This window comes from Devosia polycyclovorans, from assembly GCF_042181575.1.
GTDB classification, from domain to species: domain Bacteria; phylum Pseudomonadota; class Alphaproteobacteria; order Rhizobiales; family Devosiaceae; genus Devosia; species Devosia polycyclovorans.
Genome location: NZ_CP170082.1, coordinates 1155016 through 1177649, shown reverse-complemented (window position 1 = coordinate 1177649; position 22634 = coordinate 1155016). Strand labels below are relative to the sequence as shown.

25 protein-coding genes and 1 other RNA gene are annotated in these 22634 nt (G+C 62.3%); 12 read left to right on the top strand and 14 right to left on the bottom strand.

The features are described 5' to 3' along the window. Positions 1-91 precede the first annotated feature (91 nt). From ybgC to ruvC, 6 genes are read right to left on the bottom strand one after another with little or no spacing between them, the layout of a single operon-like run. Entirely contained in the window at positions 92-490 is a 399-nt protein-coding gene (gene ybgC, locus ACE4RL_RS06040; protein WP_375599612.1) for a tol-pal system-associated acyl-CoA thioesterase, read from the bottom strand. Beyond that, positions 487-696 (bottom strand): hypothetical protein, encoded by a 210-nt coding sequence (locus tag ACE4RL_RS06035; protein ID WP_375599611.1) that lies wholly within the window; start codon positions 694-696, stop codon positions 487-489. The genes ybgC and ACE4RL_RS06035 overlap by 4 nt, the downstream gene beginning before the upstream one ends. Beyond that, positions 693-1193, bottom strand: coding sequence for an NUDIX hydrolase (locus ACE4RL_RS06030; RefSeq protein ID WP_375599610.1), 501 nt, complete (start codon positions 1191-1193; stop codon positions 693-695). The genes ACE4RL_RS06035 and ACE4RL_RS06030 overlap by 4 nt, the downstream gene beginning before the upstream one ends. After that, complete coding sequence (gene ruvB / locus ACE4RL_RS06025; protein WP_375599609.1) at positions 1190-2227, bottom strand: Holliday junction branch migration DNA helicase RuvB; 1038 nt, start codon at positions 2225-2227, stop codon at positions 1190-1192. Before ruvB ends, ACE4RL_RS06030 begins: the two co-directional genes overlap by 4 nt. After that, positions 2224-2841: a Holliday junction branch migration protein RuvA gene (gene ruvA / locus ACE4RL_RS06020; RefSeq protein WP_375599608.1), complete on the bottom strand. Its 618-nt coding sequence runs from the start codon at positions 2839-2841 to the stop codon at positions 2224-2226. The genes ruvB and ruvA overlap by 4 nt, the downstream gene beginning before the upstream one ends. Beyond that, positions 2838-3344, bottom strand: a complete 507-nt coding sequence (gene ruvC, locus ACE4RL_RS06015) for a crossover junction endodeoxyribonuclease RuvC (RefSeq protein ID WP_375599607.1) — start codon at positions 3342-3344, stop codon at positions 2838-2840. The genes ruvA and ruvC overlap by 4 nt, the downstream gene beginning before the upstream one ends. Positions 3345-3773: 429 nt before the next feature. Between ruvC and ACE4RL_RS06010 the strand changes: the two genes are divergently transcribed. Continuing rightward, the gene (locus tag ACE4RL_RS06010) at positions 3774-4550 is read left to right on the top strand and encodes a GGDEF domain-containing protein (RefSeq protein WP_375599606.1); all 777 of its coding nucleotides are present in this window, start codon (positions 3774-3776) and stop codon (positions 4548-4550) included. Between the two features lie 59 nt (positions 4551-4609). On the opposite strand, the gene ACE4RL_RS06005 is transcribed toward ACE4RL_RS06010, so the two are convergent. The 7 genes from ACE4RL_RS06005 to ACE4RL_RS05975 all read right to left on the bottom strand — a co-directional run bounded on the left by ACE4RL_RS06005 (position 4610) and on the right by ACE4RL_RS05975 (position 9378). Next, on the bottom strand, positions 4610-5356 hold the full coding sequence (locus ACE4RL_RS06005) for a YebC/PmpR family DNA-binding transcriptional regulator (protein ID WP_375599605.1): 747 nt from the start codon (positions 5354-5356) through the stop codon (positions 4610-4612). A 118-nt stretch (positions 5357-5474) separates the two neighbouring features. Next, complete coding sequence (locus ACE4RL_RS06000; RefSeq protein ID WP_375599604.1) at positions 5475-6893, bottom strand: alanine/glycine:cation symporter family protein; 1419 nt, start codon at positions 6891-6893, stop codon at positions 5475-5477. Positions 6894-7063: 170 nt separating this feature from the next. Then, positions 7064-7879 (bottom strand): YmdB family metallophosphoesterase, encoded by an 816-nt coding sequence (locus tag ACE4RL_RS05995; RefSeq protein ID WP_375599603.1) that lies wholly within the window; start codon positions 7877-7879, stop codon positions 7064-7066. Further along, positions 7876-8463 carry a 5-formyltetrahydrofolate cyclo-ligase gene (locus tag ACE4RL_RS05990; protein ID WP_375599602.1) on the bottom strand — a complete coding sequence of 196 codons (588 nt, stop codon included), beginning with the start codon at positions 8461-8463 and terminating at the stop codon, positions 7876-7878. The genes ACE4RL_RS05995 and ACE4RL_RS05990 overlap by 4 nt, the downstream gene beginning before the upstream one ends. A gap of 20 nt (positions 8464-8483) precedes the next feature. Next, positions 8484-8641, bottom strand: a non-coding RNA gene (ssrS, locus tag ACE4RL_RS05985) — 6S RNA. Between the two features lie 73 nt (positions 8642-8714). Continuing rightward, positions 8715-9086 carry a cell division protein ZapA gene (locus ACE4RL_RS05980; RefSeq protein WP_375599601.1) on the bottom strand — a complete coding sequence of 124 codons (372 nt, stop codon included), beginning with the start codon at positions 9084-9086 and terminating at the stop codon, positions 8715-8717. A 4-nt stretch (positions 9087-9090) separates the two neighbouring features. Then, positions 9091-9378 carry a DUF4164 family protein gene (locus tag ACE4RL_RS05975; protein WP_116590093.1) on the bottom strand — a complete coding sequence of 96 codons (288 nt, stop codon included), beginning with the start codon at positions 9376-9378 and terminating at the stop codon, positions 9091-9093. 239 nt (positions 9379-9617) lie between these two features. On the opposite strand from ACE4RL_RS05975, the gene tkt reads away from it, so the two are divergent. From tkt to ACE4RL_RS05950, 5 genes are all read left to right on the top strand, one after another. Beyond that, on the top strand, positions 9618-11591 hold the full coding sequence (tkt, locus tag ACE4RL_RS05970; RefSeq protein ID WP_375599600.1) for a transketolase: 1974 nt from the start codon (positions 9618-9620) through the stop codon (positions 11589-11591). A gap of 48 nt (positions 11592-11639) precedes the next feature. Further along, positions 11640-12647 (top strand): type I glyceraldehyde-3-phosphate dehydrogenase, encoded by a 1008-nt coding sequence (gene gap / locus ACE4RL_RS05965; protein ID WP_375599599.1) that lies wholly within the window; start codon positions 11640-11642, stop codon positions 12645-12647. 202 nt (positions 12648-12849) lie between these two features. Next, positions 12850-13416, top strand: a complete 567-nt coding sequence (locus ACE4RL_RS05960) for a putative glycolipid-binding domain-containing protein (RefSeq protein WP_375599598.1) — start codon at positions 12850-12852, stop codon at positions 13414-13416. Between the two features lie 62 nt (positions 13417-13478). After that, positions 13479-13766: a hypothetical protein gene (locus tag ACE4RL_RS05955; protein ID WP_375599597.1), complete on the top strand. Its 288-nt coding sequence runs from the start codon at positions 13479-13481 to the stop codon at positions 13764-13766. A gap of 455 nt (positions 13767-14221) precedes the next feature. Next, positions 14222-15424: a phosphoglycerate kinase gene (locus ACE4RL_RS05950; protein WP_375599596.1), complete on the top strand. Its 1203-nt coding sequence runs from the start codon at positions 14222-14224 to the stop codon at positions 15422-15424. Between the two features lie 35 nt (positions 15425-15459). Here ACE4RL_RS05950 and ACE4RL_RS05945 read toward each other — a convergent pair whose 3' ends face one another. Beyond that, entirely contained in the window at positions 15460-16290 is an 831-nt protein-coding gene (locus ACE4RL_RS05945) for an aldo/keto reductase (protein ID WP_375599595.1), read from the bottom strand. Positions 16291-16501: 211 nt separating this feature from the next. On the opposite strand from ACE4RL_RS05945, the gene ACE4RL_RS05940 reads away from it, so the two are divergent. The 6 genes from ACE4RL_RS05940 to ACE4RL_RS05915 all read left to right on the top strand — a co-directional run bounded on the left by ACE4RL_RS05940 (position 16502) and on the right by ACE4RL_RS05915 (position 22497). Then, positions 16502-17530: a class I fructose-bisphosphate aldolase gene (locus ACE4RL_RS05940; protein ID WP_375599594.1), complete on the top strand. Its 1029-nt coding sequence runs from the start codon at positions 16502-16504 to the stop codon at positions 17528-17530. A gap of 175 nt (positions 17531-17705) precedes the next feature. After that, positions 17706-18311, top strand: a complete 606-nt coding sequence (locus ACE4RL_RS05935) for a thiamine phosphate synthase (RefSeq protein WP_375599593.1) — start codon at positions 17706-17708, stop codon at positions 18309-18311. Further along, positions 18308-19429: a tetratricopeptide repeat protein gene (locus tag ACE4RL_RS05930; RefSeq protein WP_375599592.1), complete on the top strand. Its 1122-nt coding sequence runs from the start codon at positions 18308-18310 to the stop codon at positions 19427-19429. The genes ACE4RL_RS05935 and ACE4RL_RS05930 overlap by 4 nt, the downstream gene beginning before the upstream one ends. 134 nt (positions 19430-19563) lie before the next feature. After that, positions 19564-20358 carry an inositol monophosphatase family protein gene (locus ACE4RL_RS05925; protein WP_375599591.1) on the top strand — a complete coding sequence of 265 codons (795 nt, stop codon included), beginning with the start codon at positions 19564-19566 and terminating at the stop codon, positions 20356-20358. 114 nt (positions 20359-20472) lie between these two features. Beyond that, positions 20473-21468, top strand: coding sequence for a flagellar motor protein MotA (locus ACE4RL_RS05920; RefSeq protein WP_375599590.1), 996 nt, complete (start codon positions 20473-20475; stop codon positions 21466-21468). 3 nt (positions 21469-21471) lie between these two features. Next, positions 21472-22497, top strand: a complete 1026-nt coding sequence (locus tag ACE4RL_RS05915; protein ID WP_375599589.1) for a peptidoglycan -binding protein — start codon at positions 21472-21474, stop codon at positions 22495-22497. The last annotated feature ends 137 nt before the right edge of the window (positions 22498-22634 follow it).

Below are 22634 nucleotides of genomic sequence, written 5' to 3'. Positions count from 1 at the left end.
CGCCATTCCGGGCGCAGGCTGGTCCGGCGCGGCGCAAATCTGCCTTTGCCTCCCTTATGGTCACCAAAGGGTTAACAAAGAGAGTCTGACGTTATGCCTCGGGCGCCAGCCGCGCGCGCAAATCGGCTGGCAGACGAGCCGGACCGCCGCTCATCTTGATGGCTACGACGGTGACCCGCGCCGATGTGATCGTCTTGTCATCACGCAGAATTGTCTGGTCCAGTACCAGCCGGACGCCGCCGGCCTCCACGACTGTGGTCACGACCGTCAACAGATCATCGATCCGCGCGGCGGCCAGAAACTCGATATCCATCGACCGTACGGCAAAGGCAATACCCTGCTCGGCCAGTTCCGCGTGATGCACACCCAGATCGCGCAGCAACTCGGTCCGTCCGCGCTCCAAGAATTTCAAATAGGCGGCGTGATACACATTGCCCGAAAAATCGGTGTCTTCGTAATAGATGCGGACGGCGATGCGATGGCTGCTCATGGCGCCTTGTAGTCCAGGCCGCGCGCTTTCATTGCCGGGTCCAGCTCGACAAAACTCTTCGGCCCCACCCCATGCAGGTCCGCAACATCCCGGCGCGTCCATTGTGCCAGATCGGCAAAAGTGACGATCCCGGCTGCTGCCAGCGCCCGGTGCGCAGGACGGGTCAGCTTGAGCGTTCCGACGATCGGATCGTCACGTTTGCTCATTTCCCGCTCCGCTCGTCATGGACGATATGGACGTGCCCTCCTGGCAATGCGCGCAGGAAATCGGGCAGCCAGCGCGGCTTGAGGTTGATATCCTCCAGGGCCTCATCTGCCAGGGGCACCCAATAGAAGGACAGGATATGCCCCTCATCGGGCCGCTGTAGCCAGGGCGACTGGCCATTGGGGGCCTGTCCCGGCAGGTCAACGGCGTAGAAAAAACTTAGCTCGTGAAAATCCTCGTCATCGCGCCGATAAAAGCTCTCCGACGTCGCGATCATACGGCCGACCTCGGCGGGCATCGCCAGCTCTTCTTCCATCTCGCGCGTCAGGCTAATCCGGCTATCCTCGCCCAGCTCGATCCGGCCGCCCGGCAGCATGGTGTAGTCATCGTCATCCTCCCGGCAGACCAGCACATGCCCATCGACAATGATGATACCGGCCGCCCGAAAGTTGAATCGCTGCCCTTCAATGGGAAAGCTGATGACATGCCGGGCGCTCATTCCTCATCCTCCCCGAACAGGCTCGACTGCAACCCGACAAACCCCTGCGGCACCACTTTGCCCAGGTGCTGGAAGGCGATCGCGGTCAGCATGCGCCCTCGCGGCGTGCGCTGGATAAAACCCTGCTGCAGGAGGTAGGGCTCGACGATCTCCTCGATCGCGTCACGCGGCTCGCTGAGCGCTGCGGCAATGGTTTCGATGCCCACCGGCCCGCCATTGTAAAAGTCGGCGATAGTATTGAGATAACGCCTGTCGAGCTGATCAAGACCCCGCGCATCCACATCAAGCCGCAGCAGCGCCTTGTCGGCAATGGCGCGATTGACCTCGGCCACGCCATCCACCATGGCAAAGTCGATCACCCGCCGCAAAAGCCGTCCCGCAATACGCGGTGTGCCCCGCGAACGCCGGGCGATTTCCATTGCCCCATCCGGCGCCATGGCCATGCCCAATAGACGAGCGCCACGCGTCACGATCTGCACCAGTTCCTCTGGCGTATAAAAATTTAGCCGCACCGGAATGCCGAAGCGATCACGCAGCGGCGTGGTCAACAACCCCGCGCGCGTCGTCGCCCCCACCAGCGTGAACTTGGCCAGGTCGATCCGCACCGAACGGGCCGCGGGCCCTTCGCCTATGATCAGGTCGAGCTGGAAATCCTCCATCGCCGGGTAGAGCACTTCCTCGATCGCCGGATTGAGCCGGTGGATTTCGTCGATAAACAGCACATCGCGTTCTTCGAGATTGGTCAGCAGCGCCGCCAGATCCCCCGCCTTGGCAATTACCGGGCCGGAGGTCGCGCGAAAACCCACGCCCAGTTCCTTGGCGATGATCTGCGCAAGCGTTGTCTTGCCCAGGCCCGGCGGCCCCACGAACAGCACATGATCCAGTGCCGCCCCGCGCTTCTTGGCCGCCTCGATAAACACTTCAAGATTGGCGCGCGCATCGGCCTGCCCGACGAAATCGGCAAAGCCCGAGGGACGCAGGGAAACATCGAGATTGTCATCCCGTCCGGCGGATGCGGAAGTCAGATTGGTCAAGCGCTCAATTCCCTCAGCCCGAGCCGGATAAGCTTTTCGGTCGGCGTCTCATCGCCTTCCTTGGCCACCACACGCGCAACGGCCGAGGAGGCCTGCGCGCTCGAATAACCCAGATTGGTCAGCGCCGAGACCGCATCGGCGACATTGCCCGACGCCACGCCCTCGCCCAGCGCTGTCTGCAGGCCCAACGTGCCCGCATCGATGGCGCCAATGGCCGGCACCTTCCCCTTGAGCTCGGTCACCACGCGCAAGGCCAGTTTGGGTCCCACGCCATTGGCCCGCCCGATCATCGCCTTGTCCTGCAAGGCCACCGCGCTCGAGAGTTCCGAGGGCGTGAGCACTGAAAGAATGGCCAGCGCCACCCGCGCCCCCACGCCCTGCACACTGGTCAACAGCAGGAACCAGCTCTTTTCCGCTTCGCTGGCAAAGCCATAAAGCTTGATGAAATCCTCGCGCACAATGGTCTCGACAAACACTACCGCCGCCTCGCCCACGCGCGGCAGGGCCTGCAGCGTCCCGCTCGAGCAGAACACCTCGTAGCAGACGCCGCCGCAATCGATCAGAGCGTGATCATCACCAAAACTGTCGACCAGGCCCTTGAGCTTGCCGATCATGCCAATGTCCCCATGCGGCGCGCAGAAACCCGGTGATGGGCATGGCAAATGGCCACCGCCAGCGCGTCAGCAGCGTCCGCGCCCTTGACCACTGCCGATGGCAGAAGCGTCTTGACCATCAGTCCGATCTGGTTCTTGTCCGCATGGCCAGTCCCGACCACCGACTTCTTGACCAGATTGGTAGCATACTCCGCCACCACCAGCCCGCGCAGCGCCGGCACCACCAGGGTCACCCCGCGCGCCTGCCCCAAGATCAGCGCCGATCGCGGCCCGGAATTGACAAAGGTCTCTTCCACTGCTGCCTCCTCGGGCTGGTATCGGTCGAGCACCTCACCCAACCCTTGGGCCAGCGCGGCAAGGCGATCGGCCAGCGCGCCTTCGATCGGCGGCGTCAGCGTGCCGCCCACCACAAAGCTCAGCCGGTTGTCCACAGCTTCGATAATCCCCCAGCCGCATCGCCGCAGCCCCGGATCAATCCCGATGATTCGCACAGCCCTTGTCATGGTCTTCCTTGTAGAGACGAGCGTTGACCATACCAAGCCCGAAGTGAACAAATTGGCAACAAATCGCTGCCGTCCCGCCCGCTTCGATAAAACTTGATCAATCGCGGCAACACCTTCTTGAGGGCCGGAGCCTACCTTGAGATTCGGGAATGCATTGCAACGGGGCAAAAATGTCCGAAGTAAAGTTTTGGTCGGTCCGCAGTCACAGGCTAGGGCTATGGAACACCGTGCTGCTTTGGATACCCAGCCTGCCAATTTCTGCCTACAGAACGACCTTGTAATAAATCACAATTGTCGCCAGAACAGCACTGATCTATTCGGATCACTCTGCGAGAGGATGATCTATTTTAAGTCCACAATAGTCTAAATCTTTTCTTCACCGATATGCGGACAGCCGCCCTTCTCCATTTCAAGTCGAGACATTTGCAAATGCCGCTATCCAAGATATTCGCATTGCCGGGCTGGACCAGCGTCGGGCGGTGGACTGTCTTTGGCACCCTGGCATGCGCCGCGGCCTCCCTGGTCCTGACCTGGCTGATGTTCATGGATCTGGAAAGTGACGTCGCCCCGCGCATTCTCGTTGCTTCGGCTGCGCTGCCCATCATCATTGGCGCGCCGCTGTTCTTCTATTTCAGCCAGCGGCTGCGCGGCCTGGCGATTGCCAATATTCGGCTCGGCCGGGTCGCGCGCACAGATGGGCTGACCGCCTGCCTCAACCGGCGCGCATTCACTGCGCGCGTCAACGCCTGGCTGGAACGCCCCGCCTCGTCCTGCTCCGGCGCCCTGCTGATGATTGATGCGGACAACTTCAAATCCATCAATGACCTCTACGGCCATGACTATGGCGATGAAGCACTTACGATAATCGCCAGGGCGATCCGTTCAGTGCTGCGCAGTGGCGATTTCGTCGGCCGCATGGGCGGCGAGGAGTTTGCTGTTTTCCTGCCTGGCGTCACCCAGCATCAGGCACAAATCGTGGCCGAGCGCATTCGCTTGTCGGTCATCGTGTCCTGCTTCGCGCCTGATGGAAAGGTTCACCCGCTTTCGGTCAGCATCGGCGGCGCCGCCTTTGTTGAGGCGACCAGCTTTGCCGAGCTGTTCCGCATTGCCGATCAGCGGCTCTACAGCGCCAAGCAGGCGGGCCGCAATGCGGTCGTGCTGGATCAGCCCCATGAGCCGCCCAAGCTGGCTCTCCGCATTGCCTGAAACCCAAAAGGGCGGCCCCATGGACCGCCCTCTTGCCAGTCTCTCACGATAGCAGCCGCTCAGCCTTCGAGCTTGGCCGCCTCTTCCTCGCTCATGTCGAAGTTCGAATAGACGTTCTGCACGTCGTCATCTTCCTCGAGCGTGTTGAGCAGCTTCATCAGGGTCGCGCCCTTTTCCGCGTCGATTGGCGTTTCGTTCTGCGGCTTCCAGATCGCCTTCACCGACTCCGCCTCCCCCAACACGGCTTCCAGCGCCGAAGAGACTTCGGCCATGTTCTCGAAGGTCGTATAGATATAGTGGTTCTCGTCGTCGCTCTCGACGTCCTCGGCCCCGGCCTCAATGGCCGCTTCCATCACCTTGTCCTCCGACCCTACTGAAGCGGGATAGGTGATCTCGCCCACCCGGTCGAACATGAAACCGACAGAACCGGTTTCTCCCAGCGCGCCACCATTCTTGGAGAAATAGGAGCGCACATTGGACGCGGTACGATTGCGATTGTCGGTCAGCGCCTCGACGATGACGGCCACGCCACCGGGACCATAGCCCTCATAGCGGATCTCATCATAGTTCTCTGCATCGCCGCCAGAGGCCTTTTTGACGGCCCGCTCGATATTGTCCTTGGGCATGGACTGGGCGCGGGCATTGGCAATGGCCAGGCGCAGACGCGGATTGAAGGCCGGGTCGGGCTGACCCATCTTGGCCGCCACGGTGATTTCGCGGGCCAGCTTCGAAAAGATCTTGGACCGGATGGCGTCCGACTTGCCCTTGCGGTGCATGATGTTTTTGGCGTGGGAATGGCCAGCCATGAGTAACCTCGGATATGCAATTTGCGCTTTTTCGCGCTGCTTATAGGGGCAAGAGGCGCAAAAATAAAGCGCCCGCCCGGTGCCGGACCGGACGGGCGCTGCCAACCCGTCTTACCAATCAACCCGGGTCGTGCTTGTTCCAGATGTTCTGGTCGATCTTGCCGCTGAGTTCAGGATAATCCGCCGCATGAAACACCGGTTCCTTGCCCGCCTTGCGCTGCGCCCGGTAATCCTTGGTCAGCTTGGCGACCGTGCCCGAGAGCATCACGATGGCGATAAGATTGACCGTGGCCATCAGCCCCATCGAGGCGTCCGCCGCGTTGAATACGGTCGCCACGCTCTCATAGGCGCCCCAGATCACCATCGCCAGCACACCCAGTCGCAACACGGTCAGCCCCGGCAGATTGCCCACCTTGAGGAAGGTCATGGCGTTTTCGGCATATGAGTAATTGCCGATGATCGAGGTGAAGGCGAAGAACAGGATGGCGATGGCAATGAAATATTGCCCGGCCCCGCCGATGTGAACACTCATCGCCGCCTGGGTCAGTGGCGTTCCGGTCAATTCGCCGCCCTCCACCATCACGCCCGAGAGCAGGATCATCAGTGCCGTCGCCGTACAGATCAGGATGGTGTCGATGAACACCCCCAAGGCCTGCACGAAGCCCTGCGAAGAGGGATGATGCGGATCGGGCGTCGCCACGGCCGCAATATTGGGCGCCGACCCCATGCCGGCCTCATTGGAAAACAGCCCGCGCTTGACGCCATTGAGCAAGGCCCCGGCCAACCCGCCACCCGCCGCATCGAGCCCAAAGGCGGACTGCACGATATGGCCCAGCATGCCCGGTACTTCCCCGATATGGATCGCGACCACATAAAGTGCGACCATCAGGTAGATGACGGCCATGAACGGCACGACGATTTCGGCCACCCGCGCGATTTGCCTAATGCCGCCGAAAATGACTATGCCGGTCAGAAGGGCCAGCGCCACCCCCACCCAGATCTTCTCGAACCCGAAGGCCCCCTGCATGGCATCGGCGATGGAATTGGCCTGCACCGCGTTGAATACCAGCCCGAAGGCTATGATCAGGCAGACCGAAAAGATCGCCCCCGCCCAGGGTGCCTTGAGCCCCTTGGCGATATAGAAGGCGGGACCGCCGCGATATTGGCCCTCGTCGTTTTTCGTCTTGTAAAGCTGCGCCAGCGTGGATTCGGAATAGGCCGTCGCCATCCCGACCAGCGCCACCATCCACATCCAGAAGATTGCGCCGGGCCCGCCCAGATAGAGCGCCACGGCCACCCCAGCCAGATTGCCGGTGCCCACGCGGGAGGCCAGACTGATGGTCAATGCCTGGAAGGGAGAAATACCGGCGCTGTCGCCCCGGCGGGAGCCCGTGACCACCCGGAACATTTCACCAAAATTGACGAACTGGATGAATCCCAGTCGGATGGTGAAGAACAATCCCACCGCCAACAGGCCATAGATGAGGACATAGCCCCAAAAGATATCATTGAGAAAATTGATGACCGGATCGAGCATGGCCCCACTCCTCGCATGCGTGGACGATTGATTGGCACTTCCTGCCGCGTCCGGGGCCCGTTTTTCCTTCTCAGCCGACCGTCAATTTTTGCGCCCCAGGCACAACAACGCGATCCGAACCCAAAATGTGAGTCTGGGCAAGCGGGAAATCTGCCGATACTATCTGGCTCTCAGAGATCTGGCAGCGCTTGCGCCAGCACTCCACCAAGTCTGAGCGGTGCGATCCTGGCACACAACCCGGTGGCCGGGTCCGTTTCCACCGCCACGCCACACAAAGTCGCCTCGCCTTCCGAGGGCGTGAACCGTCCGCCCGGAATGCCGGTCAGGAACCGATTGAGCGGTTCGTCCGTGTCGGTGCCGATTATGCTGTCGAAATCGCCGCACATGCCCGCATCGGCCATAAAGCCGGTACCGCCCTTGAGCACGCGATGATCGGCAGTCGGAATATGGGTGTGGGTACCCACGACCAGCGTCGCGCGGCCATCGAGATAATGGCCCATGGCCTGGATTTCCGAGGTCGCCTCGGTATGGAAGTCGACGATCACCGCGTCAGCCACTTCCCCAAGCGGACAATCGGCGATCGCGGCTTCCACTGCCCGGAACGGATCATCAATCGGCGGCATGAACACACGCCCCAGCGCATTGACCACCAGCACGCGATGGCCCTTGCGGCTTTCCACCAGCATGGCCCCGCGCCCCGGCGTGCCGGGCGGATAATTGATCGGTCGCAACAAATGCGGCTCACGCTCGATATAGCTCAGGGCCTCGCGCTGGTCGAAGGCGTGATCGCCCAGCGTGACGATATCGGCCCCCGCATCGCGCAGCGCGGCATAGTGATTCTCGATCAGCCCCTTGCCGTGGCTGGCGTTCTCACCATTGACGATGACAAAGTCAAAACCCATCTGGGCAATCAGGCCCGGCAGCCGTTCGGTCACGGCGTCGCGCCCGGACCGCCCCATCACGTCACCCAGAAACAGTAATCTCATGCAGCCGTACCGAAGGCGCGCATGCCGTTTTCAGTGACCACCATGTCGAGCGGAATGTCATGTGGCTCGCGCGGAATATGCGGCAGTTCTTGCGCCGCAAAGGCGAGCCCGATCAGAAGCGGCCTCTTGGGCAATACAGACAGCGTCCGGTCGTAATACCCGCCGCCATAGCCCAGCCGCGTGCCTTCACTGTCAAAGCCCAGCAGCGGCATCAGCACCAGGTCCGGCACGGCGCGCGGGGCCAGGTCGGATGGTGCGAGGGTCCCGAAGCCGGCTTCGTAGAGCGGCGTGTCGGCCTCCCAGATCCGCATGTCCAGCGGCTGTTCGTCGCCCTGCACCACCGGCAGCACCACTTTTTGCCCGCTATCCATCAGACGCACAAGAATAGGCTGGCAATCGAGTTCATCGCGGATCCGCCAATAGCCGGCGATCACGTCATCGGGCCCATAGGCGACAGCTTCAAAGAAGTGCCCTGCAACCGCTTTGGCCGCCTCGGCCCGGTCCTCGCTGGCCAGGGCCGCGCGCGCGGCATGCGCCTCGCGCCGCAACGCCGCCTTTGCCTCTTCCACTGCCCGCTCCGCCATGAGCCCTCATCAACAACAAGTTCAGTGCCGCCCTGGCCGTGGGACTACTGATCCCGGGAACCTACTTACGTAGGTGGGCGCCGTATGTCCGAGCCCACGGGCCCGGTCAGGGACAGCTCCCTTAGGATCGATTAAGGCCCCGGGGATATGTGTGTCCTCACGCGCCGGGCAGCGAGACGAGATATAGGCGCTTGCGAGCGGCAGTGCAAAGCGCCAATGCGCGCTTTTCCAAACTCGTGAACGCAACTGCCCTAGGGCAGCGGCACCGCTCCGTCCAGTGTTTCGGCGACACCCTCGAGCGCTTCGGCCGCTTCGCCCAGCTTCCGGGCAAACTGGGTCTCGACACTTTCCAGCTCGGCTGCAATGTCCTGCCCGGCCTGCGTCAGCTCAGCCACCTGCGCTTCAAGCGCCTCGATCTTCCGCTCGGCTTCGGACAGTTCGTCGAGCACCGCAATACCGGCCATCACCGTCAGCCGGTTGTCGCCGATCTCGCCCACAGCTCCCTTGAGCCCCTCGACCTGCGTATTGAACCGGTCCGCCAATCCGATCAGATGCGTCTGCTGTCCCTCTTCGCAGGCCATGCGATATCTGCGGCCATTGATTTCGACATTCACCTCGGGCACGCGATCACTCCGCCTTTGCCAGCACTGAACGCACGGTTTCCATCGCCTCGACTAGGCGCCTGGAGACTTCATGCGCGCTGTCATCGAGCCTTTTGGCACGGGCAGCGGTCTTGTCGAGTTCGGTGGCCAGTCGCGCGCGCTCCTGCACCAGCCGTTGCGTATCCACTTCCATGCGCTGCTGCCGCTGCAGCCGGCTATTGAGATCGCGGGTACTCGTGGCCAGGCGCGCCAGTGCCCGGTCGAACCGGGCCGTGGCCGAGATCAGTCCATCTTCAAGTTCCGTCTCACTCATGGCCGCTACTGCCCTCAAGACGCGACGATTCCATGCCTTCCAACCTGCCCCAGCGATTGTGGCAATGCAACTGCATTGCGGGGTGGACCCCCGGAATTCCGGCCTCCAACCGAACGCTTGCGCCCCTTGGTGACATTGACAGGCAAGACGAACCTGTTATGCCTCAACCCCGCCTCTGGGAGGAGGGCCCCAAGCGCCCGCTCCCGCCAGTTTCAAGCCTTTTTCCAGCGAGCGGTCCCATGACGAACACAGCCCAGCAAAACGATTTGGCCAATGCGATCCGGTCGCTCAGCATGGACGCTGTCGAAAAGGCCAATTCCGGACATCCAGGCCTGCCCATGGGCTGCGCCGACATCGCCACAGTGCTCTTTACCAAGGTGATGAAGTTCGACCCTGCTGACAGCAAATGGGCCGACCGCGACCGCTTCGTTCTGTCAGCCGGTCACGGCTCGATGCTGCTCTATTCTGCGCTCTATCTGCTTGGCTACGAGGACATGACCCTCGATGAAGTGAAGAACTTCCGCCAGCTCGGCTCCAGGACCGCTGGCCACCCCGAATATGGCTTTGCCGAGGGCATTGAAACCACCACCGGCCCGCTGGGTCAGGGAATTGGCAATGCCGTCGGCATGGCGATTGCCGAAGCCAAGCTGGCCGCCGAGTTCGGCGCTGATATCGTGGATCACTACACCTGGTGCCTGGCCGGCGACGGATGCCTGATGGAAGGCATTTCCCAGGAAGCCATCGCGCTGGCCGGCCACCTCAAGCTGAACAAGCTGGTGGTGATCTGGGACAACAACAACATCACCATCGATGGCGCTGTGTCCAACGCCGACAGTACCGACCAGGTCGCGCGTTTCCAGGCATCGGGCTGGAACACCATCGAGATCGACGGGCACGATCAGGCCGCCATCGAAAAGGCGCTGCTCGACGCCAAGACATCCGACAAGCCGACCATGATCGCCGCCAAGACCACCATTGGTTTCGGCGCCCCGAAAAAGGCCGGCACCAATAAGGTCCACGGTTCGCCGCTGGGCGCTGAGGAACTGGCCGGCGCCAAAGAAGCGCTGGGCATCACCTATCCGGCATTCGAAGTGCCCGCCGAAACGCTCGAAGCCTGGCGCGCCGCCGGCCGTCGCTCGCAGAATGTGCGTGGCGAATGGCTGTCCCGTCTTGGCGCATCGGCCCACAAGGCCGAATTCGAGCGCCGCATGGCCGGTCAACTGCCCACCGGTTTTGCCGGCGCGATGAACGACTACAAGCAGCAGCTCAGCGCCGACAAGCCCAAGGTCGCCAGCCGCAAGGCCAGCCAGATGGCGCTTGAAATCATCAACGCCATTGTGCCCGAAACCCAGGGCGGCTCGGCCGACCTCACCGGCTCGAACCTGACCAATACCAAGGAAACCCTGCCCTTCCAGGCCGACAATTATTCCGGCCGCTACATGATGTACGGCATTCGCGAACACGCCATGGCCGCGGCCATGAACGGTATCGCGCTGCATGGCGGCCTGATCCCCTATGGCGGCACTTTCATGTGCTTTACCGATTATGCCCGCCCCGCCATCCGCCTCTCGGCCCTCATGCACCAGCGCGTCATCTATGTGATGACCCACGACTCGATTGGCCTGGGCGAAGACGGACCCACCCACCAGCCGGTCGAGCATATGTCCGCCATGCGCGCCATCCCCAACCTGCTGGTATTCCGGCCGGCCGATGCTGTGGAAACCGCTGAATGCTGGCAGTTGGCGCTGGAAGCCGACAGCACGCCGTCCATCCTGGCCCTTTCGCGGCAGAACCTGCCGACCGTGCGCACAGAACACACCGCCGAAAACCTCTCGGCCAAGGGCGCCTATACCCTGGTCGGCCCGGCAGACGCCGATGCGGTGATCTTCGCCACCGGTTCGGAAGTTATCATTGCGGTCGAGGCCCAGAAGGCGCTTGCCGAAAAGGGCGTGTCCGCCCGCGTCGTCTCGGTGCCCTCCATGGAACTGTTCAACAAGCAGTCTGACGCCTACAAGGCCGAGGTGCTCGGTTCGGCCAGGGCCCGCGTCGCGGTTGAAGCCGGCATCGAGATGAGCTGGAACAAGTTGCTCGGCGACAAGGGCAAGTTCGTCGGCATGAACTCGTTTGGCGCTTCGGGCAAGATCGATGATCTCTATGCCCACTTCGGCATTACGGCCGATGCCGTTGTTGAAGCCGTCACCAGTCAGTTGTAAGAGAGCCGCGCCTCCCTTTCTCCTCCCCTCCCGCTAGGAGCATAAAACATGGCAGTCCGCGTCGCCATCAATGGATTTGGTCGTATCGGCCGCAATGTCCTCCGCGCCATCATGGAATCGGGCCGCACCGACATCGAAGTCGTGGCGATCAACGATCTCGGCCCGGTCGAAACCAATGCCCACCTCTTCCGCTTCGACAGCGTGCATGGCCGTTTCAACGGCACGGTCACCGTCGATGGCGATACCATTGATGTTGGCCGCGGCCCAATCAAGGTCACCGCCGTCCGCGACCCTGCCGAACTGCCCCACGGTGACATGGGCGTCGACATCGCCCTTGAATGCACCGGCATCTTCACCTCCAGGGAAAAGGCCAGCGCGCATCTCAAGGCCGGCGCCAAGAAGGTGATCATCTCGGCCCCCGGCGACGGCGCCGACAAGACCATCGTCTACGGCATCAACCACGCCAGCCTCACCAAGGACGACGTGGTGATCTCGAACGCCTCGTGCACCACCAATTGCCTGGCCCCGCTGGCCTATGTGCTGCACAAGGAATTCGGCATCGAAAAGGGAATGATGACCACCATCCATTCCTATACCGGTGACCAGCCCACCCTCGACACAATGCACAAGGATCTCTATCGCGGCCGCGCAGCGGCCCTGTCGCAGATCCCGACCTCGACCGGCGCCGCCAAGGCCATCGGCCTGGTGCTCCCCGAGCTCAAGGGCAAGCTCGACGGCGTCTCCATCCGCGTGCCGACCCCCAACGTCTCCTGCGTCGATTTCAAGTTCATCGCCAAGCGCGACGTGACCGCCGAGGAAATCAACGAGGCCGTCAAGAAGTACGCCGATGGTGAACTCAAGGGCGTGCTCGGCTACACCGAGTTCCCCAACGTCTCCATCGACTTCAACCATGACAGCCACTCCTCCACCATGGCGCTGGATCAGACCAAGGTCATGGACGGCAATTTCGTCTCGGTCCTCAGCTGGTACGACAATGAATGGGGCTTCTCCAACCGCATGGCGGACACCGCAGTCGCGCTTGGCAAGACGCTCTGATCGCACTGCCAAAACTGACTTGGAAAGGGCGTCCCAATGGGGCGCCCTTTTTGTTGATCTGATCGACCACCAACCGCGATGTCACCCCGGCGAAGGCCGGAGCCCATCCTGAGATCTCAACTCCGATCCCGGCTCCGGAGCCTGCCATCGGGCGCGGCGCGACCCGGGGGCCGGGATGACAGCCGGTGGGAGTTGAGGCAAAGTGGGAACAGATCAAACGCCAGCACAGGTGGACCACTTGCCGCTCAACCGATCCGTCCGCTGGCGCGGCCTTCACCTCCAAACCCTCGAGCATTGCCACATTATCGCCAATGGCCGCGACACGCGCATCCGCGGCACCATAATCGGCCCCGATTTCGGCCTGTTCTACCGGCTGAAACTCGACGAGAACGGCCACCCCCGCACGGTCAAAATCGAGCGCACCGACGGCAAGATGCTCGAGCTCTTCTCCGATGGGGCCGGCGGCTGGTCCGACGACCGGGCCGAGCCTATCCCGGCCCTGCGCGGCTGCATCGATGTCGACATCTGGCCCACCCCGCTCACCAATTCCCTGCCCATCTGGCGGCAGGACTGGCAAGACGATCAACCCGTCTCCTTTGCCATGGCCTGGATCGACGCAACCGCCCTGTCCTTCAAGCGCTCAGAGCAGATTTACACCCGCCTCGACGCTGACCATTTCCGCTACCAGTCAACCGATTTCGAAGCCGTGCTGGAAGTCGATGCCGATGGCATTGTCACCGACTATCCGGGCCTCTTCACGCGTTTCTGATTCACGCGTCTGTCACCAAATCAGCTTAAATGCCTCCACCGTGTCGGCAACGGAGCAGCAGGATGTTCCTCCTTACCAAGCGCATCGCGACAGCTCTCCCCCTGAGTTGGCTGCTGCTCGGCATGATGCAGATGCCTTGGCTGATCCCGCTGCCCGCAATTCTGATGCTTGGCTTTCTGACCTGGCGCCACCGCCGCATTCTCACCCAGGTCGGCACCGCACCCCTTGCCAGTGATGGTTTTGCCAAACATGTCATGGTCGACGATCTATTGCGCCTGGGCGGACAGGTGTTGATCTCACCCTTGCTCTACATGGCGGGCGCCGCACTCGTTTCGCCCTTGGCCGGATAGTCTGCCGGGGGCAGAAGGCACTTCCGTCGCCTGTCTCGGTCACGGGTTCTTCGACTTATCCCCGGTCCAGATTTCTCCCGTATCCTCCTTCCATCCCCGCCACACACGCGACCCCGACGCAGGGCCGGGCGGGGAGGCCGGGAAGAGGGGCGCCTCTTTACGCGGGTAGAAGCTCGGCAGCCGGACCTGCAATAACGGTACCGCCTGAATCCGGACCCGTGGAAAATCCGTGTTTCCGTGACGAACGGCCAGTGGCTCTTGCCCTTGAACGTTCAACTTTTTTTGGGCCGCTGGCCGTTCGTTACCGTGCAACCGCAAGCCGAAGGGCCGGGCGGTGTAGACCCATGCCCGGAGGGCGGGCGCCATGCCTTAAGAGAAATTTGCTGTCCCTGCTTCCGCCAAACGTGGCACTCTGCTACCCACGGCGCGAAAAGAACTGACCCGGAGGCAGCACCATGAGCAACGGCTTCAAGACCCTGGATGAACTCGATCTGACGGGCAAGCGCGTGCTCCTCAGGGCCGACCTCAACGTGCCCGTCGCCGACGGCAAGGTCACTGATGCGACCCGCATTGAGCGGCTGGTGCCCACCATCCGCGAAATCGTCAAGAAGGATGGCAAAGTCATTCTTCTTTCCCATTTCGGCCGCCCCAAGGGCCAGGTAAACCCTGAATTTTCGCTCGAGCAGGTTTGCTCGGCCGTCGCTGACCAGACCGGTCATCCGGTCGGCTTCGTTGCCACCGACTGGGTTGATGTCAGCGCTGCCCAGGCCGCTATCGACGAAGCGCCCGCCGGTTCGGTCATGGTCATGGAGAACACCCGTTTCCATCCTGGCGAAGAAGCCAACGACGTCGAATTGGCCCAGCGCATGGCGAGCCTGGGGGACGTGTATGTCAACGACGCTTTCTCGGCGGCCCACCGCGCCCATGCCTCGACCGAAGCGCTGGCCCGCCTGCTGCCCGCCGCGGCAGGCCTTGCCATGCAGGCCGAGCTCGAGGCCCTGGAATCCGGCCTCGGCAAGCCCAAAAAACCCGTCGTCGCCATTGTCGGCGGCGCCAAGGTATCCTCCAAGATCGACCTGCTCGAAAACCTCGTCACCAAGGTCGATGGTCTGGTCATCGGCGGCGGCATGGCCAACACATTCCTCTTTGCGCAAGGCTATGGCGTCGGCAAATCGCTCTGCGAAAAGGATCTGGCCGACACCGCCCGCCGCATCATGGACAAGGCCGACAAGGCCAATTGCGCCATCATCCTGCCCATCGACGCGGTGGTCTCCTGGCACTTCAAGGCCAATTCGCCCACCCGCCTCTATGGCGTGGACGCAATCGATCCCGATGGCATGATCCTCGATATCGGCCCCTCCTCCATCGAGCGCATCAACGCCGCCATCGACGATGCCCATACCGTGGTCTGGAACGGCCCGGTCGGCGCCTTCGAGATGGAACCTTTCGATGCCGGCACCGTGGCCATCGCCAAGCACGTCGCCAAGCGCACGCATGACGACCTGCTGGTTTCCGTGGCGGGCGGCGGCGACACCGTCGGCGCTCTCGCCCATGCCGGGGTCAAGGACAAGCTCAGCTATGTCTCGACCGCCGGCGGCGCCTTCCTTGAGTGGATGGAAGGCAAGCCCTTGCCGGGCGTCGAAGCCCTCAAGAAGTAAACAAAAAGGCCGGGTCGCCCCGGCCTTTGGTTTTTCTAGAACGTCGCCGACATCGGGTCCGATCCAATCCGCCCGTCGGCACTGTCCAGCCCGGCGATCGCCGCCTTGTCTTCCTCGCTGAGGGTAAAGTCGAACACCTCGAAATTCTCGACGATACGGCTGGGGGTCACCGATTTGGGGATTACCACCAGACCCAGATCGAGATGCCAGCGGATGATCACCTGGGCTGGGCTCTTGCCGTGCCGCTTGGCGATCGCGCCGATCACCGGATCGGCCAGCACATTGCCCTGCCCCAATGGGCTCCAGCTTTGCGTCACCACGCCCAAGCCAGCATGCTTGTCGCGCATCGCCTGCTGCTGGAAGTGCGGGTGGAGCTGGATCTGGTTGATAGCCGGGGTCACACCGGTTTCCCGGACCAGATCGTCGATATAGGTGCCCTCGAAGTTCGACACGCCAATGGACTTGGCCTTGCCCTCTTCGCGCAACCGGATCAGTGCCTTCCAGGTCTCGATATACTTGCCCCGGAACGCTGACGGCCAGTGGATCAGATAAAGATCGACATAGTCGGTCCCCAGACGTTTGAGGCTCGCATCCATGGCCCTGAGGGTTTCATCGAAACCCTGATCATCATTCCAAACCTTGGTGGTCAGAAAGATATCCCCACGGTCTATGCCAGAGGCTACAATGCCCTTGCCGACGCCTTCTTCGTTTTTATAGACGGCAGCGGTGTCGATATGGCGGTAACCGGTTTTGAGCGCAGTGCTCACGGCCTCCACCGCCACATCGTCCGGGGTCTGCCAGACGCCCAGGCCCAGCTGCGGGATCGAACGGCCGTCATTGAAGCTCACATGCGGTTGCGTGCTCATTTTCTATCCTGACTTTGTGTGATTTTGGCGCCTGGAACGCCTGGAGATATCGTCAACTTACGATGGAAAGGCTAAAGCGCCAACCCCGCAACGGGTTCCATCCCCATCTACCATACAAGATTAGCCTTTCGTCGTATAGCCGGAGGTCTAATCGAAACCGCGCAAACCAAAGTCTAATCTGGGACCAGTCTAATTCCGAGGTTTGCCCAAAATGACCAAGTCGCTCAACGCCATTGCCCAGAAGCTGATGACCCCCGGCATGGGCATTCTGGCCGCCGATGAATCGGAAGGCACGATCGGCAAGCGCTTTGCCAAGATTAACCTGCCCAATACGCTCGAAATGCGCCGCGACTACCGCGAAATGCTGTTCGGCGCCTCCGAGGCAATGAAACGCCATATCTCCGGCGTGATCCTGACCGAGGAGACCCTCAAGCAGGAGGCCGCTGACGGTACGCCATTCCGCGCTATCCTGGCCGATGCGGACTGCATTCCCGGTATCAAGGTCGATCGCGGCGCCTTCCCGATGCCCGGAGAAAGCGGCGAGAAAATCACCGAAGGCCTTGATGGCCTGCGCCAGCGACTCGAAGCCTACGCGCAGCTCGGCGCGGGCTTCGCCAAGTGGCGCGCTGTCATCACCATCAACGATATCGCCCCTACTCGCAACAATATCCGGGCCAATGCCCATGTGCTGGCCCGCTATGCCATGCTCTGCCAGGAAGCCGGCATCGTCCCGATTGTGGAGCCCGAAGTAGTGGGTGACGGCGAACCCGGCAATCACTCCATGGAACGCTGCGCCCTGGTTACCGGCGACGTGCTGGAGAACGTGTTCAAGGAACTTCGCCTGGCCGGTGTCGATCTGGCCGGCATGCTCTTGAAGCCCAACATGATCCTGCCTGGCATCAACTCGCGTGACCGTCCCAGCGTCGAGGAGGTGGCCCGGCGCACCGTCGAGGTGCTCAAGGAACATGTTCCCGCCGCCGTCCCCGGCATCGCCTTCCTCTCCGGCGGACAGACAGACGAGGAAGCCACCGCCCACCTCTCGGCCATGAACCGCATTTCCGGCAAGCCGTGGCCGATGACCTTCTCCTATGGCCGCGCTTTGCAGAACGTGGCCCTCCGCACCTGGGCCGGTCGGCGCGAAAACTTCCAGTCCGCCCGTCAGGCTTTCACCCATCGCGCCCACATGAATTCGCTGGCCGCACTCGGGGAGTGGACCAACGACCTCGATCGGGCAGCCTAGACTTCCTTCCCGCGAACCCAACGTCGCGGCTGGCGCGCGCTTCCCTCCCGGGGCGCGCGCTTTTTTGTCCCCCCGCCTTGCCATTGCCTACAATGGGGTCAATCCCCTATTGAGGCATGTCCCTTTCTTGCCAAATTGAGTGCATAGGGAACGCGTCGCGATTTTCGGGAACATCATGGCTCCGCAGCTTTACCTCATCACGCCAGACAATCCGCAGCCCGATCGGTTTCCCCGCCAGCTCATGACGGTCCTGTCCGGCCCCGAAATTGCCGCGCTGCTGGTGCGCCGTGGAGCGCTCGATGATGCTGCCTACGCCGACCTTGCCGAGCGCGCCATCCAGATCGGCCAGGCCGCCGGCGCAGCCGTCCTGCTCGACGATGACGCCGAACTGGCCCGGCGTCTTGGCGCCGACGGCGTGCATGTCACCTCGGGCGGCGTCGAGGCCATCCGCGAAGCCATCACCCTGCTCAAGCCCGAAGGCATTGTCGGGGTCGGCAATGTCCGCTCGCGCCACGACGCCATGAGCTTTGGCGAGCTCGATGTCGATTATGTGATGTTCGGCCCTCTCGGGGGCGCTGCAGATCAGGCTGCGGCAGAACTGGCAGCGTGGTGGGCGGAAACGTTCGAGGTTCCCGCGATCCATTCCGACCCGCAGGTCGAACCCGCAGCCATCGGTCATACCGGTGCCGAATTCATCGCCCTTTCTGACTGCATCTGGTCGGCGAGCGACCCTGCGGCAGCGCTGCGCGCCTTTCACGAGGCAGCCAGGGCAGACGCATGAGGCCCGGTCACCTCCTAATTGCGATGGTGTTTGCCTGCCTGGCCTCGTCGGTCCAGGCACAAAACAATTCGGCCGACCAGATCAGTGACACCATCTTTGGTCCGCGCGTCCCCACGGACTATGCCTATGGCGCTTACCAGCGCGGCTATTTCCTGACCGCGCTTGAGCTGGCCCTGCCGCGCGCCGAGCAAGGCGACGCTGCCGCCCAAACCCTGATCGCTGAGCTCTATGCACGGGGCCTCGGGGTTGCACAAAGTCTGGAGCGGGCCGCAGGCTGGTATCAGTTGGCGTCCAACAATGGCGATCGGCTCGCGACCTTCGAATTGGGCATGCTCTACCAGGATGGAGCCGGCGTCCCCCGCAATCGCCAGCGCGCCGCCGAGCTTTTTCGCAGCTCGGCCGAGGCGGGTTACATTCCGGCCAAATACAATCTGGCACTGCTGCATGTCGAAGGGGTCCTTGCCGAACCGAGCCTGACCAGGGCGGCCGAATTGATGAAAGTGGCGGCTGATGCCGAATTGCCCGAGGCGCTCTATGACTATGGCGCCATGCTGCTCGAGGGCGCGGGGCTGGCGCCGGATGTCGCGCAAGGCGCTGATTACATTCGCCGTGCCGCAGAGGCTGGTCTGGTCGACGCACAGGTTGACTACGCCACCCTACTCTACCTTGGCCAGGGCATCGAACGCGATGTCGAGGCGGCGGCCACCTGGTATGGCATAGCGGCGGCAAACGGCAATGTCGTGGCACAGAACCGCTATGCCAAGCTGCTCGCAGTGGGCGAAGGGGTTAACCTGAACCTGGAAGAAGCCGCGATGTGGCGGGCGCTGGCGCGTCGGCAAGGCCTGACCGATCCGGACCTTGATCGGCTGCTGGTTTCCATCCCGGCGGCGGAATTGGCCCGGGCCGAAGAGCGCGCCCGTTTCTGGCCCTCTACGCCCCCCAGCATCGAAACAGTCGCAACCATACCCACCGTCGAGGGTCCTGTCCTGCCAGCTCCTACCGACGCAGCCAATGCACCAAGCCAGGTCGTGGAGCCGAACCAGACGACAGACGAAACCGCTGCTCCGGCACCGGACGCAGCTGTCGGCGAAAGCGAGCCGGAAAGCCAAGACCCTTGAACCAGCGCCGGTTCTGGGGCAATAAGCGCGCCACACTTCAATCCAGCGGCGGGGCCCTTCTGCCCCTTGGCCGGCCGGCAGACCGATCTGCCCGCCCTGGCCGGACCGCATGAGTCAAAAGAGCAGTTCACGTCATGGCCCGTTCCGCCCTCCTCAACGTCATGGTCAGCGCCGCCATCAAGGCCGGCAAATCCCTGTCGCGTGATTTCAATGAGGTCGAAAACCTGCAGGTCTCGCGCAAGGGCCCGGCCGACTTCGTCTCCAGGGCGGACACCCGGGCCGAGCAGATCGTCTATGACGAGCTGCGCAAAGCCCGCCCCACTTACGCTTTCCTCATGGAAGAAGGCGGCAAGGTCGATGGCACCGACGGGCAGCACACCTGGATCATCGACCCGCTCGATGGCACCACCAACTTCCTCCACTCCATCCCGCTGTTTGCCGTCGCCATTGCCCTGCAGCGGGGCGAGGAGATCGTTGCTTCAGTGATCTACAACCCGATCATGGACGAACTCTATACCGCCGAAAAGGGTGGCGGTGCCTGGCTTGCCGACACCAAGCGCCTGCGCGTCGCTGGTCGCCGGCACCTCTCCGACGCCGTGGTGTCCACCGGCATCAAGACGCAAGGGACCAGCAACGACACCCTGCAGCTGCGCCAGCTCGCGCAGATCAACCCCGCCGTTGCCGGCATTCGCCGGGGCGGCTCGATTTCCATCGATATGGCCTGGCTGGCTGCCGGACGCTTCGATGCGCTCTGGGAAGCGGGCCTTCAACCCTGGGACGTCGCACCGGGCCTGCTGATGGTCAAGGAAGCCGGCGGTCTGGTGACCGACCTGGCCGGCCAGCCAGGATCGGTCTGGAACGGCCAGATCGTGGCCGGCAACGAAACCTTGCAGGGTGCCTTGCTCAAATCCTTGCGCAAGGTTCAGTAGCGCTGCCGCATTCCTGTCATTCCGTGCCGTTAACCTTTTTAATTGTCACGCCTTTCTACCGCCTCTAGACTCAGGGGCGGTTGATTTGCGCGCGAGGGGCAAGGTACGGGACAAATGACGCAGACTTACGACCCCTATCACCTCGCCAGCCCGACCGTTTATCTGGTCAAGATCGTGATCTTTCTGGTGTTGGTGGGACTGGTCGCCGCCATACTGATCACCAACATCATCTCCTTCTTCTGGGCGAACCCGTTCATCAATTCGATGATCTTCTTCGCCCTGTTCATTGGCATCTTCCTCAGTTTCCGGCAGATTTTCCGCCTCTTTCCGGAAGTCAAATGGGTCAACTCCCTGCAGGACGGCAACGTCACCTCCACCCGGCCGCCCGTCTTGCTGGCGCCGGTGGCGGGCATATTGCGCGAGCGTATCGGCGAGGCCGTCATTACGCCTGCCTCCATGCGCTCCATCCTGGATTCGGTGGGCAACCGCCTCGACGAAGCCAAGGACACATCGCGCTATCTGACGGGCCTGCTGGTCTTCCTCGGCCTCATGGGCACCTTTTACGGGCTGCTCGAAACCGTGAGCTCGGTGGCCGGTGTTATCAATGCGCTCGATGTCACCTCGGCCGATAGCGCCGCCCTGTTCTCCAATCTCAAGGAAGGCCTTGCAGCGCCGCTGGGCGGCATGGGCACCGCCTTTTCGTCCTCGCTGTTCGGCCTTGCCGGATCGCTGATCCTGGGCTTTCTCGACCTGCAGACCAGCCAAGCGCAGAACGCCTTCTATACCGATCTTGAGGACTGGATGACCTCGATGACCGAGCTCGACCACCCGGTTACCGCCATGCAAGCCAATTCCATGGGCGTGGCCGGTGCCGACATGCAGGCCATGATCGAGCGCATGGGCGCCAATATGCAGAACCAGAACTCCTCGCAGAATGCCATTCGCGCCATGGCCGAACTGGCCCGCGGCATTGATGGGCTCGTCAAGCATATCCGCACCGAGCAGGAGGATTTGCGCCGATACATCACCGAGCAGGGCGAAACCAACCAGAAGCTGCGTGACCTGATCCAGGCCATGCTCGACGAAGCCGACAACGAGCGCCGGAACTAGCCCATGCCCGCCGCGCGCGCCCGCCGCAGACAGGAAGCCAATTACTGGCCCGGCTTTGTCGATGCGCTTTCGAGCCTGCTGCTCGTCATCATCTTCATGCTGTCCCTGTTCATGCTGACCCAGTTCTTTCTGGGCCAGGAAATCCAGGGGCGCGATACCGCCCTGGCGCGGCTCAACAGTCAGATCGCCGAACTGACCGAATTGCTGCAGCTCGAACGCGCCAATACCGACGACCTCAACGCGCAATTGGCCACGCTGACCGCAACCTTGGCGGGTGCCCAATCGGAAAACGAGACCCTGTCCAACCAGCTCGCCGGCATCGGCGCGGGCCTGGGCGATCGCGACGATACCATCGCCGCGCTGGAATCGGACCTGCTGCAGGCCGAACAGCTTTCTGATGAAGCCAATGCCCAGGTGGCCTTGCTCAATCAGCAATTGGCCGCGCTGCGCACACAGATCGGGGCCCTCGAAGCGGCCCTCGAAGCGTCCGAGGCGCGCGATGCAGAATCGCGCACCCAGATCGCTGATCTGGGCCGTCGCCTCAACCTGGCCCTGGCCCAGCGTGTGCAGGATCTGGCCCGCTATCGCTCCGATTTCTTCGGCCGCCTGCGCCAGATTCTCGAAGGCCGCGCCGATGTGACAGTGGTCGGCGACCGCTTTGTCTTCCAGTCCGAAGTGCTGTTTGACGCGGGGCAAGCCGATGTCAACCAAGCCGCCTTGCCCCAGCTCGATTCCCTGGCCGATGCCATATTGCAGCTTGAGACTGAAATCCCGACCGACATCAATTGGGTGCTGCGCATTGATGGTCATACCGACAGCCGTCCGATCTCCAATGCGCGCTTCCCCTCCAACTGGGAGCTCTCGGCGGCCCGCGCCATTTCGGTTGCGCAATATCTGGTGTCCCAGGGCGTCTCACCCAATCGTTTGGTCGCGGCAGGCTTTGGTGAGTTCACCCCCCTCGATCCGGCCGAAACCGACGAAGCCTATCGCCGCAACCGCCGCATCGAGTTCAAGCTGACCGAAGGCTAGCGGCGCGGTGGGCGCGATACCCGCCCCAGGGGCATAGCTCGAAGCGCCCCGGCATGGCAGCCTCACGGTTGCACGCGGCACAAAGCTCGGCCTTAACCCTATCTCCAGAACCGGCGTCCCCTGTTGCCGAGCCGCAA

Bases quoted from the DNA above. Each gene is read 5' to 3' on its own strand.
- ACE4RL_RS06030 (WP_375599610.1), bottom strand. From the start codon at position 1,193: ATGAGCGCCCGGCATGTCATCAGCTTTCCCATTGAAGGGCAGCGATTC.
- ACE4RL_RS06035 (WP_375599611.1), bottom strand. From the start codon at position 696: ATGAGCAAACGTGACGATCCGATCGTCGGAACGCTCAAGCTGACCCGT.
- ACE4RL_RS05950 (WP_375599596.1), top strand. From the start codon at position 14,222: ATGAGCAACGGCTTCAAGACCCTGGATGAACTCGATCTGACGGGCAAG.
- ACE4RL_RS05990 (WP_375599602.1), bottom strand. From the start codon at position 8,463: ATGGCGGAGCGGGCAGTGGAAGAGGCAAAGGCGGCGTTGCGGCGCGAG.
- ACE4RL_RS06000 (WP_375599604.1), bottom strand. From the start codon at position 6,893: ATGCTCGATCCGGTCATCAATTTTCTCAATGATATCTTTTGGGGCTAT.
- ACE4RL_RS06005 (WP_375599605.1), bottom strand. From the start codon at position 5,356: ATGGCTGGCCATTCCCACGCCAAAAACATCATGCACCGCAAGGGCAAG.
- ruvC (WP_375599607.1), bottom strand. From the start codon at position 3,344: ATGACAAGGGCTGTGCGAATCATCGGGATTGATCCGGGGCTGCGGCGA.
- ACE4RL_RS05915 (WP_375599589.1), top strand. From the start codon at position 21,472: ATGCCCGCCGCGCGCGCCCGCCGCAGACAGGAAGCCAATTACTGGCCC.
- ACE4RL_RS05975 (WP_116590093.1), bottom strand. From the start codon at position 9,378: ATGAGTGAGACGGAACTTGAAGATGGACTGATCTCGGCCACGGCCCGG.
- ACE4RL_RS05945 (WP_375599595.1), bottom strand. From the start codon at position 16,290: ATGAGCACGCAACCGCATGTGAGCTTCAATGACGGCCGTTCGATCCCG.
- tkt (WP_375599600.1), top strand. From the start codon at position 9,618: ATGACGAACACAGCCCAGCAAAACGATTTGGCCAATGCGATCCGGTCG.
- ACE4RL_RS05930 (WP_375599592.1), top strand. From the start codon at position 18,308: ATGAGGCCCGGTCACCTCCTAATTGCGATGGTGTTTGCCTGCCTGGCC.
- ACE4RL_RS05940 (WP_375599594.1), top strand. From the start codon at position 16,502: ATGACCAAGTCGCTCAACGCCATTGCCCAGAAGCTGATGACCCCCGGC.
- ACE4RL_RS05995 (WP_375599603.1), bottom strand. From the start codon at position 7,879: ATGAGATTACTGTTTCTGGGTGACGTGATGGGGCGGTCCGGGCGCGAC.
- ACE4RL_RS05925 (WP_375599591.1), top strand. From the start codon at position 19,564: ATGGCCCGTTCCGCCCTCCTCAACGTCATGGTCAGCGCCGCCATCAAG.
- ACE4RL_RS05955 (WP_375599597.1), top strand. From the start codon at position 13,479: ATGTTCCTCCTTACCAAGCGCATCGCGACAGCTCTCCCCCTGAGTTGG.
- gap (WP_375599599.1), top strand. From the start codon at position 11,640: ATGGCAGTCCGCGTCGCCATCAATGGATTTGGTCGTATCGGCCGCAAT.
- ruvA (WP_375599608.1), bottom strand. From the start codon at position 2,841: ATGATCGGCAAGCTCAAGGGCCTGGTCGACAGTTTTGGTGATGATCAC.
- ybgC (WP_375599612.1), bottom strand. From the start codon at position 490: ATGAGCAGCCATCGCATCGCCGTCCGCATCTATTACGAAGACACCGAT.
- ACE4RL_RS05935 (WP_375599593.1), top strand. From the start codon at position 17,706: ATGGCTCCGCAGCTTTACCTCATCACGCCAGACAATCCGCAGCCCGAT.
- ACE4RL_RS05920 (WP_375599590.1), top strand. From the start codon at position 20,473: ATGACGCAGACTTACGACCCCTATCACCTCGCCAGCCCGACCGTTTAT.
- ACE4RL_RS06010 (WP_375599606.1), top strand. From the start codon at position 3,774: ATGCCGCTATCCAAGATATTCGCATTGCCGGGCTGGACCAGCGTCGGG.